A 14208-nucleotide genomic window follows, 5' to 3' on the forward strand; every position below is an offset into this window, starting at 1 on the left:
TTAATTATTATTTAATATATCTTATTTTTTTATTTTACTATATTTTTTCTTTAAATAATATAAAAATATATGTTTTTTATATTTAAAATTAAAATACTTTATAAATTATGCTTATATAAAATTTATAAATTTTATATTTTTAATATAAATATTATTCAAATTATATTTATATTAAGATTAATACAAAAAGAACTCACAAAAATTTTGTGAGTTCTTTAATATCAATTAAAATATTATTTTATTAATGAGTGTCCAGTCATTTCTTCTGGTTTTTCTACACCCATTTCTTTAAGCATTGTTGGTGCTATATCTGATAATTTACCATCTTCTAAAGTTTTTCCTATTGAATGATTTGAAACCCAAACAAATGGAACTGGATCAGTTGTATGAGCAGTGAATGGATTTCCTGTTGAGAAATCTATCATTGTTTCTGCATTTCCGTGGTCTGCAGTTATAAATAATGATCCATCTTTTTCTAATATTTTATCAGCAACTTTTCCTAAACACTCATCTACAGTTTCAACAGCTTTAACAGCAGCTGGAATCACTCCTGTATGTCCAACCATATCTGGATTAGCATAGTTTAATATAATCATGTCATATTTATCGCTATCTATTCTCTTAATTAATTCTTCAGTTACTTCATATGCACTCATTTCTGGTTTTAAATCATATGTAGCAACTTTTGGTGAAGCTATTAATGCTCTATCTTCATTTTCATTTGGCTTTTCTACTCCACCATTAAAGAAGAATGTTACGTGAGCATACTTTTCAGTTTCTGCTATTCTTAATTGATTTAATCCTTTATCTGCAACATATTCTCCTAAAGTATTTGTTAATGTTTGTGCTTTAAATGCAACATTAACTCCTTCAAAAGTTTTATCATATTGAGTCATTGTAACAAAAGTTAAATCCAACTTTTCAGCATTAAATCCATCAAAATCTTTTTGAGTTAAAGCTCTTGTAAGTTCTCTAGCTCTATCTGGTCTAAAGTTAAAGAATATTACTGAATCTTTATTTTTTATTGTTGCAGTTGGGTGTCCATCTTCTAATATTACTGTTGGTAATACAAACTCATCAGTTTTATTATCATGGTATGAGTTTTCTATAGCTTCTACTGCACTATTTGAAGTTTCACCAGTTCCTTTAACTATTGCATTATATGCAAGTTCAACTCTTTCCCATCTATTATCTCTATCCATTGCGTAGTATCTACCACTTACTGTAGCGATTTGTCCTACTCCAACTTCTTTCATCATAGCTTCAGTTTTTTCTATAAATTCTTTACCTGATGAAGGAGCAACATCTCTACCATCCATAAATGCATGAACATAAACTTTTTGAAGACCTTCTTTTTTAGCAAATTCTAAAAGTCCTTTTAAGTGATCTATGTGTGAATGAACTCCACCATTTGATAATAATCCCATTAAGTGTAATGCTGAATTATTTTCTTTAGCATTTTTCATAGCCTTTAATAATTCTTCATTTTGGAAGAATTCTCCGTCAGCTATTGCTTTAGTTATTCTAGTAAGTTCTTGGTATACTATTCTACCTGCACCTATATTTAAATGTCCAACTTCTGAGTTACCCATTTGTCCTTCTGGAAGACCTACAGCCATTCCTGAAGCTTGTAACATTGAATGTGGATATTCCTTCACTAATCTATCATAATTTGGTTTTTTAGCTAATGAAACAGCATTACCATCTGAAGCTTCTGCTATTCCAAAACCATCTAGTATCATTAACATTACTGGTTTCTTTGCCATTACTCTACCTCCATTTATTTACCTTTTAATAAATAATAATACATATTACTATATTATACTCTATTTTTTTCATTTATATTATACTACAAGATAATACTACAAACAACAAAAAGCAATAGTATGAAAGAATTGGTATTATTCAATCATGACTATTGCCTTTCATGTTAATTCTAGCTATTAAATCTAATTAATACTAGTAGTTAACTATTTGAGCAAAGTCTGAAGCTACTAAGCTAGCTCCTCCAACTAAAGCTCCATCAATATCTGATTGAGCCATTTGCTCTTTTATTGTAGCTGGCTTAACTGATCCACCGTATTGAATTCTTACTTTATCAGCAACTTCTTGTCCGAACATTTCAGCTACAACGTTTCTTATAGCAGCTATAGTTTCGTTTGCTTGTTCTGATGTAGCAGTTTTTCCAGTTCCGATAGCCCAGATTGGTTCGTAAGCTATAACAACTTTTTCTGCTTCTTCTTTAGTTAATCCTTCTAAATCAGCTTTGATTTGTCCAGCTAAAACTTCTACATATTTTCCTGATTCTCTTTGCTCTAAAGTTTCTCCACAGCAAAGGATTGGAGTTATGTTGTGCTTAAGTGCAGCTTTAACTTTCTTATTGCAAGTTTCATCAGTTTCATTGAAGTATTCTCTTCTTTCACTATGTCCGATTACTACATATTCAACTCCCATAGCTTCAAGCATTCCTGGAGCAACTTCTCCTGTGAAAGCTCCGCTTTCTTCAAAGTGCATGTTTTGTGCAGCTATTTTAACATTTGATCCTTTAGCAGCGTTTACAGCAGCTTCTAAACATACAAAAGTTGGGCAAAGAACTACATCACAAGTAGCATCCTTTACTAATGGTTTAAATTCATTTATAAACTCTACAGCTTCTGCTGGAGTTTTGTGCATTTTCCAGTTTCCTGCGATTATTGCTTTTCTCATTGAAATCACCTCTAAATTTATTTAATGTTTCTTTTTATTAAATTCTAACGAAACATATTGCCACTCCTTTTTTTTGTATAAAGAGTGGCAATATTTATTTATAAAAACTATTTAGGCAGCCAATTAGCTGTTTAAAGCATCTATTCCTGGTAATACTTTACCTTCTAAGAATTCAAGTGATGCTCCACCACCAGTTGAGATGTGAGTCATCTTATCTCCAAATCCTAAGATGTTTACAGCTGCAGCTGAATCTCCTCCACCTATTATAGTTGTAGCGTTTGAATCAGCCATAGCTTTAGCTACTGCAATTGTACCTTTGTTGAAGTTTTCGAATTCGAATACTCCCATTGGTCCATTCCAGATAACTGTTTTAGCATCTTTAATTGCATCAGCATATAATTCTTCTGTTTTTGGTCCGATATCTAATCCCATACTTCCTGCTGGAATATTTTGATCTTCTGTTATAGTTGCTTCTACATCTTTGAATTCTGTAGCTACTCTATGATCTACTGGTAGTAAGAAGTTAACTCCTTTAGCTTTAGCTTTTTCGATCATTTCTTTAGCATATTCAACTCTATCTTCTTCAACTAATGAAGTTCCAACTTCAAATCCTTGAGCTTTTAAGAATGTGTAAGCCATTCCTCCACCAATTATTAAAGTATCAACTTTATCTAAAAGATTATTTATTACAGCGATTTTATCTGAAACCTTAGCTCCTCCTAAAATTGCAACAAATGGTCTTTCTGGATTTTCAACAGCATCTCCTAAGAATTTTAATTCTTTTTGAATTAAGTATCCGCATACAGCTGTATCTATGAAATCAGTAACACCAACTGTTGAACAGTGAGCTCTGTGAGCTGTTCCAAAAGCATCGTTTACGAATATTTCAGCAAGTGAAGCTAATTCTTTTGAGAATTCTTCTCCGTTTTTAGTTTCTTCTTTTCTGTATCTAGTGTTTTCTAATAAAACAACGTCTCCGTCTTTCATTTCTGCTACTGCTTTTTTAGCATTTTCTCCAACAACATTGTCGTCAGCTGCAAAAACAACTTCTTTTCCAAGCATTTCGCTTAATCTTTTAGCAACAGGTGCTAATGATAATTCTGGCTTTGGTTCTCCCTTTGGTTTACCCATATGTGAGCAAAGGATAACTTGTGCTCCATTATCAACTAAATATTTGATTGTTGGAAGTGCTCCATTTAATCTATTTTCATCAGTTATAACGCCATCTTTTAGTGGTACGTTAAAGTCACATCTTACTAGAACTTTTTTACCTTTTACATTGATATCTTCTATAGTCTTTTTATTGAAGTTCATTCTTTTCACCTCTTAAAATAAATTATATCCATATTTTAAAATAGTCTGGCCTTATAGCCTTATACTACAAAACCAGACTTATAAAACTTTATGTTTACTATCTAATTAATAGATTACTTTAAGTTAGCGAAGTATCCTAAAGTTCTGATTAATTGGTTAGTGTATGACATTTCATTGTCGTACCATGAAGCAACTTTAACTAATTGTTGTCCGTTAACTTCCATGATTTTTGTTTGAGTTGCATCGAATAATGATCCGAAGCTTATTCCGATTACATCTGATGATACTATTGGATCTTCAGTGTATCCGTATGATTCATTTGCAGCAGCTTTCATAGCAGCGTTTATTTCTTCAACTGTAGTGTTCTTGTCAAGTACACAAACTAACTCAGTTAATGAACCAGTGATTACTGGAACTCTTTGAGCGTTTCCGTCTAACTTACCAGCTAATTCTGGGATAACTAATCCGATTGCTTTAGCAGCACCAGTTGAGTTAGGGATGATTGAAGCAGCAGCAGCTCTTGCTCTTCTTAAATCTCCTTTTCCGTGTGGAGCGTCTAATGTATTTTGGTCATTTGTGTAAGCGTGGATTGTAGTCATGAATCCTTCTTTTAATCCAAATTGATCATTTAATACTTTAGCCATTGGAGCTAAACAGTTTGTAGTACATGAAGCACCTGATATAACTGTATCGCTAGCCTTTAATATTTCATTGTTTATGTTATAAACAACTGTTGGTAGGTCGTTTCCAGCTGGAGCTGATATAACAACTTTCTTAGCACCTGCTTCGATATGAGCTGAAGCTTTTTCTTTTGAAGCGAAGAATCCAGTACATTCTAATACGATATCTACGTTTAATTCTCCCCATGGTAAGTTCTTAGGTTCTCTTTCTGCAGTTACTTTAATTTCTTTTCCGTTAACTACGAAAGCTCCTTCTTTAACTTCGATTTCTCCATCGAATCTTCCTTGTGCTGAGTCATATTTGAATAAGTGAGCTAATGTTTTAGCATCTGTTAAGTCATTGATTGCAACAACGTTAAACTCTGGGTTGTTGATCATTAATCTTAACGCTAATCTTCCTATTCTTCCAAATCCATTAATTGCTACATTTACCATAATGTAAATACCTCCTAAAAATAGCTTTTATAAAAATTTTTTTTATAAACAAATTAATTATTTTGGCTACTCATAATGTCCAAGATTTCTCTTGCAGTAGCCTCATCGGTGATTAAAACACCATTTTCATTATTTTTTTGAGTCGCTATAATCGGCTCAACTTTATTTTCTCCACCAGCCACAACAATATGCGTGTTAATTTTTCTGGCTTCATTTATATTTATTCCAATAGCAGTTGTACTTGAAACTACTATTGAATTTTTATCGAAATAACATCCAAATGCTTCTCCTATAGCATTAAGCTCTGTTAGTTTTTTTACACTTTCTTCTGTAAGTCCTCTCTTTTTAGCCATCTCAAAAGCATTTCCAACTCCATATATAAATATATTAGCATTATGTATACTATCTACAACATCTTTTATAGAATCTTCTTCTTTTAAAGAATTTAGAACTTTTAAACTAACACTTTCTGGAACATGAAGCATTTTATAAGTTCCATTTACTTTTTTAGCAAGCGATGCTACTAATGTATTTGCCTGTGTTTCCACATTTCTACCAAGACCACCTCTTCCTGGAACTACTAAAATGTTTGGAACATTTCTTAAACTTCCAAAAGCTTCAACAACTTCTTTAACTGAAGTTCCTCCAGTTAATGCAATAATTGAATTGGCTTTTATTATTTTTCTTAAGTAATTAGACGCTGCTTTTCCAATATCTTTAAGTACTGATTGATTAATATTTATATCTCCTGGTACTACTATAACATCTTTTAAATTTAGAGCTGTCTTAATTCCTTTTTCTATTTCTGATAATCCTCTAACTTCATGAATAAATTCACTTAATTTATCAACTATCTCTTCACCAGCACTTGTTACATTCATACCTGCTGTGTTAACTTCTATTAATCCTTGCCCTTTAAGAAAACTTACTTCAGTTCTAACAACTCTTTCACTTAGTAAAAGTTCATTAGCTAAAACTCTTCTTCCTATAGGCTGATTCAAAAATATAGTCCTTAATATATTGTACCTTTTTTCGAGTACCTCTATAAGTTCAGGAACTATCTTTTTCTCTAACTTTAATATTTCCTGCAACTTCAACACTCCTTTGGTCATAAAGCGTCCCACACTTAATGTTTTTGTCCCACAACCTTATTATAAGTTATATTGACTAATTTTTAAAGTATAAATTTTATTTTTTTTCATTTTTATACCTAATTTAACGTTTTATTTTATATTTTAAGGAAATTTATTCCTTTATTCTTTATAACCTTTTTCTTTTACTTGAAGATCTTATTTGCATTTCCTCTCTGTATTTTGCCACTGTTCTTCTTGATATATTCATTCCAATTTCTTTAAGTTTATCACTTATATATTGATCTGAATAAGGTTTCTTTTTATCCTCTGAATCTATAAGTTCTTTTATTTTATTTTTTATTTTTATAACTCCAGTATCTTCACTATTTAATGCAGATATTGCTGTTGTAAATAAATCTTTTATTCTAACAGTTCCTCTATCAGTTAAAATATATTTTTCTTTAATTGCTCTACTTATTGTTGATTCATGAACTTCTAATTCCTCTGCAATTTCTTTTAATGTCATAGGTTTTAAATAATTATATCCTTTTTCAAAATATTCTCTTTGTTTTTTTATTATTATTTCTAAAACTCTATATAAAGTACTTCTTCTTTGTTCAATACTTTTTATTAAAAATAAAGCTTTATTAAGTCTATCTTTTACATATTCTGATGCATTTTCATCATTATTTGTTAATACATCTTTATATGTTTTGTTTATAGATAATTTAGGTAAAACACTATCATTCATTATTATTATAAATTCTCCATCAATTTCTCTTATAGCTGCATCAGGAATTATAAACTTAACTTCTTCTCCAGTATAAAAACCTCTTGATGGCTTTGGTTCTAACCTTTTTATTACATCTCCATATCTTTGAGCTTCTCTAGGTGATATGTTTAATTTTTTAGCAATAACTCCATATCTATTTTCTGCTATATCTTCAAGATGATCTTCAACCATTTTAACTATAATATCATCATCTAAAGCTAATTTATTTAATTGGATAAGTAAACATTCTTTTATATTTCTAGCTCCTATACCATAAGGTTCAAGATCTTGAATTATCTCAAGAACTTCCTCTCCTTTTTCATCACTTATTTTAAGTTCTATGCATATTTCTTTTAAATCGCATTCTAAATATCCTCTATGGTCTAAGTTTTCTATAATGTAATCTCCAATTTGCTTTGTGTACTCATCAATAGAAACTTCCATAAGTTGTTCATGTAAGTATTCTTTTAATGATTTTTTCTCAGATATAAAATTAAATGGTGATAATTCTTCATCATCATAATTGCTATAACTTTGAGCACCATAGTTATCAAACTCAAAATATTTTATCATCTCTTTATAATCATACTTGTCCATAACCTTATCTTCACTTATTGAAGATTTTTCTTGGCTATTGTCTTTTATATCAAGTATTGGATTTTCTTCATATTCTTTATCTATGTATTCTCTTAAATCATTTACTGACATCTGAAGCATTTTTATAGACATTTGCATTTCTTGCGTCATTACTAACTTTTGTTCTTGAGTTAAATTCATAGAATATTCCATCTTCATAATATCACCCTTCCCATCCACAATTTATTATTAATATATAACATCCATAACTTAATTATTTGTTTTATGTAAAATTTATTTTGTTTTAATATAATATTAATTTAGATGGAGATAAACTCCACCTAAAGTTTTATAAATTACTTGTTTTATAAATTATTATATCATATACAAATTTACTTATAAACTAAAATGTAATTGTTTTCTTAATTGTCTATTTTTGTACTATTCTGCTTTAAATTCTATAACTTCATAAACTTTTTTAGGTATTTCAAGCGCTCCATTTTTTATATTTTCTTTATATTTTTTTAACTTTTCCATAGTTTCCTTTGATACACTTTCTTCTGTTGAAGGTGCATAGTCTATTATATCATCCTTAACACCATATTCTTCTATATTATCTATACCACTTTTAAAACTTCCTTCTTCCATTTCCTTATAAGAATTCAATACTGTTTTATCCACTTTCTTAATCATTGATGATATTATTTGATCTTTATACTCTGGAAGTTCTACCTTTTGGTCTACATCTACACCTATAGCTAATTTACCTCTTTCCTTAGCAGCTTTAAAAACTCCAATTCCGGCCCTGCCACAAGTTTGAAATATTATATCACACCCTTGATTATACAATTCAATAGCTTTTTCATAAGCTTTTTTTTCATCTGAATAAGTTTGAATAAATCTAGTATCTATTCCATCTATAAGTCCTTTAGCAGCTTTTTCATTTACAGTTTTTACTCCTGCCATATATCCATTGCAAAATTCTAATCCCATTTCATCATTCAGCGCTCCAACAAATCCAACTTGATTAGTTTTTGTTTCAGAACCTGCAACTACTCCCATTAAAAAACTACCTTCTTGATGTTTAAATATTATTGATTTAACATTTGCTTCCTCAACCTTTGAATCAATTATCGTAAAACTTTTTTCTCTTCTTTCTCTAGAAACTTTTTCAACTGAAGATTTTGTTTCTCTTCCCATACATATTACCATTGAATTATCTTCACTTGACTTTCTAAGTAGATTATCAATCTGTTCAGAACTACCTTCAACTTCAAATGGAAATTCAACATATTCTGTTTCTGTTCCATATTTTGCTTTAGCCTCTTCAGAACCTTTTTTTGCTAGAAAGCCAAACGATTTATCATTAAAATTTTGAGCTAAAATAGCAATATTTATTTGCTGTCTATTGACTAAATTTACTCCATCTTTACAACCTCCAACTAACATAATTAAATATAAACTTACTAATAATAACAATAATATTGAGATTTCTTTGTTTCTCTTTAGTTTATCCATAAGCGACTCACCTCGATAAAATTTATATAATTTTATCTTTTCCCAAAAATATTTTTTAATACAAATAAAGGAGCATCAAAATTTGATACTCCTCTATTTATATTATTTATTTAATTTTTCACTTATAAAAAATAATCCGCCTGCTTTATTTCCTGAATGTATTCCTACTGAACAACCAACAGGACCTTCAATATAATCAATATTATTGCTTTCTAAGTATTCTTTTAATGGAGATGTTATCTCATCATAATTTACATCTACTAAAAGTACTGGCATATCTTTTCTTGGTTTAAGTTCTTCCATATCACTTATAATTCTTTTAACTGCTTTTTTAGGACCTCTTACTTTACCTTTTACGTCCATAACTCCATCCTTAACTTCAAGAATAAGTTTTATTCCAAGCATTCCTGTAACAACACTTACAGCCTTAGGAAGTCTTCCACCTTTAACTAAGTTATCTAAAGAGTCAAAACTTAATGAACTATTTATATAAGGTTTAACCTCTTCTAACTCTTTTACTATTTCTTCTATAGATAATCCACTATCTCTAAGCTTTGTTGCCTTTAAAACTAAAACTCCAAGTCCTGCTGTTATTGTTTGTGAATCTACAATATAAACATCTTCAGTCTCTAACATTTGCTTTGCAAGACAAGCTGATTGATATGTTCCACTCATACCTGATGACATTAACACAGCTAAAACTTTGTAACCTTCATCAATATATTTTTTGTAAGTTTCAACAAATCTATTTGGAGTTATTTGACCTGTTGTTGGGAAAACATTCCCTTCATCTATTTTCTTAAAAACTTCATCTAAACTTATTTCAACACCATCTAAATAACTTTCTTCTCCAAAATTTATAAGGACTGGTAATACTTCAACTTCCAATTCCTTTAAAAGTTCCTTTGGTAAATCAACGGTACTATCTGTAATAATTTTAATCTTTTCCATTCCCTCATTCCCCTTTACTTTATTTCATATTAGGAAATCCCATTTGTCTTAATGCTTCATATGCAACTATAGCAACTGTATTTGAAAGATTTAAACTTCTTGTACTTGTTTTTATCATTGGTACTCTTAATCCTTCATGAGCATTATGAACATCTTCTGGCACTCCACATGTTTCCCTTCCAAACATAATGAAGTCTCCCTCATTAAACTTAATTTCATCATAGTGTTCTCCACCATGAGTTGTTGCTAAATATATTTTCTTATCCCCATACTTTTTCATAAAATCTTCATAGTTCTCATGAATTTCAAGTTCTAATTCGTCCCAATAATCAAGCCCTGCTCTTTTTACTTGTTTTGAACTTATATCAAATCCTAAAGGCTTTATTAAATGTAATTTAGCTCCTGTTAATACACAAGTTCTTGCTATATTTCCTGTATTTTGTGGTATCTCTGGTTGATACATAACTATATTTAAATTCAAAAAAATCACCTTCCATAATCATATAAACAGAAAAAAGAAGATGAATTCGCATTCATCTTAAGATTTCAAAAGTTTATTTTTAAACTTATAATAAAAATAATACTACATACCTTCTCTTTAGTCAAAGCATTTAAAGCTGGCTATATCATTAATATTTAAATTTAAATAAGATAAAATTATTTTTTAAATAATATACTTTATTATACAATTACATATGTATTTTTTTATATTTTCTTCAAAAAAATTTTTAACTTCTAACAAAATATCTTTATTATAAACATATTTTGTATAACCAAATTGTCCATACTTTAATGTTCTATCTTCTTTATTCATAGGAAGTTTCGAATCTTTATAAACACTTAATATTTGATTTTTAGCTCTTTCTGTATATCTATGTGTTATAACTTCTATTTCTATTGTTCTTTCTTTATTTTTAAACTCATTTCCAATACTTTTTATTAATTCTAAATAATCTTCTTTATAATTATCATATAAAAATACAGGAGCTATTATAAATCCAATTTTATATCCATCATTATATAACTTTTTAGCTCCATTTATCCTCTCTTTAAAAGAATCTGTTCCTCTTTCAAATTCATTTATAATTTTATCTGTATTTAAACTAAATCTTATTGTTGTTCTTCCATTATGCTTAACTCCAATTAATGAATCTATATCTTTAAATTTAGTTACAAATCTAAATAAACTATACTCATTTTCACCAAAAAATTCTATAGCACGCTTCATAGCACCACTGTATTGTTCAACTGGTATTGGATCCGATGTTGCAGCACCCTCGAATACTGTTATAGCCGGCTTTCTTTCTTCTATATATTTTAATGCCTTATTTAAAATTTCATCTATATTTACATAAACTTTAGTTGCCGGTCTTTTTCCAAGTTGAGTATTTAAATAACAATATTCACACATACCACTGCAACCACTTACTAATGGTAATTGATAATTAGCTGAAGGCTTACAACTTTGAAATTCAGTTATCTTTCTTACTCCTATAACTAAAGTTCTTTTTCCAGATACAAAACTTTGTATTGGAGTTTCTCCTTTTTTTCCAATAACTCTTCCACCCTTATTTATTGTTATATCTTTATTTTCTTTTTTAAAAAGTTCTAACAATTTTTTTCCTAAAGGATATTCTAATGATTTTTCATCAAATACTACTTTAGATGGATTAAACATAAAATCACCTCTAAAATAGTATCTCTCTATCTTTTGTTTAATATGAATTTTTCTAAAGCTTTTCTAACACCATCATTTACATTTGTATCTGTTATATAATTTGCTTTTTCTTTAAGTTTTGGAATTCCATTTCCCATAGCAATACCAAGTCCTGCATATTCTATCATTGATATATCATTTTCATTATCACCAATACAAATTATCTCTTCTCTCTTTATTCCATAATATTTAGCTAACATTTTTACAGCATTTCCTTTTGATACACCTAATTTATTTATTTCTATGCTTCTTCCACCAGAACAATAATAAGTTATTCCATCAATTTTATCTAATTCTTTTCTAAACATTTCTGTTCTATCTTTAAAAGGTGAAAACATTATACATTTAGTTACTTTTCCTTTATAACCTTTTATACTATCATCAATATCTTTTAAGTTTTTAATAACTTTAATATTTACTGGGAAATCTCTATTTTTTATATCAGGTAATACTATTTTTGCTATTAAACTGCTAACTTTACTATTTGTTATAACTTCATCAATTGTATGTAAATGTAATACTACATTGCATTTTTTTGCTGCTAGAAGGAGTTTTTTTATAATTTCTAAATCTATTTCACTTTTAAATATAGGTTTATCTTTAGACTTTTCTCTTATAACAGCTCCATTACCAGCTATTACAGCATCTGATGCACCTAAAAGATTTGAATAATAAGCTGCATTATTATAAAGTCTGCCTGTTGTAACAACTACCTGAACACCTTTTTTACTAACTTCTTTTATAGTCTTTTTGCTTTCTTCTGATACAGATTTTCTTTTTCCAAGCATAGTTCCGTCCATATCTATACATACCATCTTATAAATCATATATCCATCTCCAATATCTTTCTATAACAAAAGCAAGTTATATATTATAACTTGCTTTTAATTCATAATATCCTATTTTATATTTTATGAAAAATAATCATATTTTTCCACATTCATTTATTTAATTAAGAGTTTTTTAACTTTTTTAACCATTAATCCAAACTTTATTTTTTCTTAGTTCCAACTCTAACTTTTCTAGGTACCATAGCATAATTATCCGTAGATACTAATTCTTTTTTTATAAGCTGTCCATTTTCATATGTTAATTGATAACCTCTTGCTACATATCCAGTTTGTCCATTAGATTCAACAATTCTCTTACCCTCTTCTAAATTTGGATCCTTTATTATCTCTTCTGTTGGATTTATAACTCTAAGTACTTCATTTGTCATATCATAAGTTCTACCTTTTAATCCATCTACATCTCCATATATTTTAAAGGTTACCATTTTATTATGTGTTATTCCTTTTATATATATTGGGAAGTCATAAGGATTTTTAAATTTATAATCCAAATATCCCCATGCAACAGTAGCATCAAGTCCAGGTTTTGAATATCCAACTGTTAGTGAATGATTATATCTTTCTGTTGATCTTATATTAGCCTTCATTACAGCCCTATATAAAGTAGTTGAAACCTGACATATTCCGCCACCAATATCTTTTACTACTTGATTATTTATATATGCATTTCCTTCTTTATAAAGACTTTTATCTTTTTGACTAGTTTCACTATAACTAAATTCCTCTCCAGGCATTAAAACTGTACCATCAACAAAATTAGTTACAACTTGTATATTAGTTGCTCTGTTTGAATCCGATGATTGATATGAAGTTGTAAATTCTCCCATAACACCATCAATTTTTGAAAGTTCCTTTTTAGTTACTTTAGGCATTACTTCTTTTTCTTCTACTACTATCTTAGTTTCATTTCCAATATCACCATTTAATTCTTCTTTAAATTTATTATCTAACTCTTTTTTATCTACTCCATACCCAACTTTTTCAGGAGTTATTAAAATTTTCCCATTTATTGATATAGTAGCATCTTTAGGCAATATAGTAAACTTTTTAACTATTTTATCTTCTAATGAAGTTAATTTCTTGTTGTTATAAGTAAAGTTAAGTTGAATTTCTTGTTTATAATTTTTTTTATTTTTTATTAAGGAATTCTTTTTAAAAAAGTTTGAGTCTTTTCCATAATTAAACGCCTCATCTATTGCTTTATCCACATCATATTTAGGGGATATTTCAGAATAATTTGCTTCAAACTCCTTATCTTTACCTTTAATATTTACTATAATTTCTTTATTTCCTATATTTTTTGTATAATTATTGTTTAATGCATTTTTAGCTTCTTCCTTTGTCATACCACCAACATTTATTTCTTTAATAAAAACATTTGGATAAATTTTATTGCTCCATTCATTTATTGCATTATTGGCTGATACACCATATGCAATACCACCTATAATCATCATTGAAGCTAAAGCAGTAATTCCTATAATTATCTTTTTTTTCGAATCACCTTTTTTGCTTAATGATTCATCTCCACTTGAACTCATTTTTAACCTTCCCCCTGTCATTTAAAATCCCTTCCATCATTTTCCATTATATAACATTTTTTATTATTTTTTAA

General features: G+C 28.7%; 12 protein-coding genes. All 12 read right to left on the reverse strand.

The genetic code is table 11. The features are described 5' to 3' along the window. Positions 1 to 233 precede the first annotated feature (233 nt). Positions 234 to 1766 (reverse strand): 2,3-bisphosphoglycerate-independent phosphoglycerate mutase, encoded by a 1533-nt coding sequence (gene gpmI / locus O212_RS0109015; RefSeq protein ID WP_024614784.1) that lies wholly within the window; start codon positions 1764 to 1766, stop codon positions 234 to 236. 193 nt (positions 1767 to 1959) lie between these two features. Next, entirely contained in the window at positions 1960 to 2706 is a 747-nt protein-coding gene (gene tpiA, locus O212_RS0109020) for a triose-phosphate isomerase (RefSeq protein ID WP_024614785.1), read from the reverse strand. 123 nt (positions 2707 to 2829) lie between these two features. Then, a complete protein-coding gene (locus tag O212_RS0109025; protein ID WP_024614786.1) occupies positions 2830 to 4020 on the reverse strand; it encodes a phosphoglycerate kinase in 1191 nt (396 codons plus the stop codon). A 113-nt stretch (positions 4021 to 4133) separates the two neighbouring features. Further along, entirely contained in the window at positions 4134 to 5135 is a 1002-nt protein-coding gene (gene gap, locus O212_RS0109030) for a type I glyceraldehyde-3-phosphate dehydrogenase (RefSeq protein WP_024614787.1), read from the reverse strand. 53 nt (positions 5136 to 5188) lie between these two features. After that, positions 5189 to 6247, reverse strand: coding sequence for a sugar-binding domain-containing protein (locus tag O212_RS0109035; protein ID WP_029699279.1), 1059 nt, complete (start codon positions 6245 to 6247; stop codon positions 5189 to 5191). Positions 6248 to 6395: 148 nt separating this feature from the next. Continuing rightward, on the reverse strand, positions 6396 to 7775 hold the full coding sequence (gene rpoN, locus O212_RS0109040) for an RNA polymerase factor sigma-54 (RefSeq protein WP_024614789.1): 1380 nt from the start codon (positions 7773 to 7775) through the stop codon (positions 6396 to 6398). Between the two features lie 222 nt (positions 7776 to 7997). Beyond that, positions 7998 to 9074 (reverse strand): BMP family ABC transporter substrate-binding protein, encoded by a 1077-nt coding sequence (locus O212_RS0109045; protein ID WP_024614790.1) that lies wholly within the window; start codon positions 9072 to 9074, stop codon positions 7998 to 8000. A gap of 102 nt (positions 9075 to 9176) precedes the next feature. After that, complete coding sequence (locus O212_RS0109050; protein WP_024614791.1) at positions 9177 to 10025, reverse strand: DegV family protein; 849 nt, start codon at positions 10023 to 10025, stop codon at positions 9177 to 9179. A gap of 19 nt (positions 10026 to 10044) precedes the next feature. Next, positions 10045 to 10506 (reverse strand): tRNA (cytidine(34)-2'-O)-methyltransferase, encoded by a 462-nt coding sequence (locus O212_RS0109055; protein WP_024614792.1) that lies wholly within the window; start codon positions 10504 to 10506, stop codon positions 10045 to 10047. Between the two features lie 183 nt (positions 10507 to 10689). Beyond that, positions 10690 to 11703, reverse strand: a complete 1014-nt coding sequence (gene splB, locus O212_RS0109060) for a spore photoproduct lyase (RefSeq protein WP_024614793.1) — start codon at positions 11701 to 11703, stop codon at positions 10690 to 10692. Positions 11704 to 11729: 26 nt separating this feature from the next. Beyond that, positions 11730 to 12569, reverse strand: coding sequence for a Cof-type HAD-IIB family hydrolase (locus O212_RS0109065; protein ID WP_024614794.1), 840 nt, complete (start codon positions 12567 to 12569; stop codon positions 11730 to 11732). Positions 12570 to 12733: 164 nt separating this feature from the next. Next, positions 12734 to 14134 carry a VanW family protein gene (locus O212_RS0109070; RefSeq protein ID WP_024614795.1) on the reverse strand — a complete coding sequence of 467 codons (1401 nt, stop codon included), beginning with the start codon at positions 14132 to 14134 and terminating at the stop codon, positions 12734 to 12736. Positions 14135 to 14208: the final 74 nt, after the last annotated feature.

Source organism: Clostridium sp. Ade.TY (assembly GCF_000498355.1).
In the GTDB taxonomy this organism is placed as follows: Bacteria; Bacillota; Clostridia; order Clostridiales; family Clostridiaceae; genus Clostridium.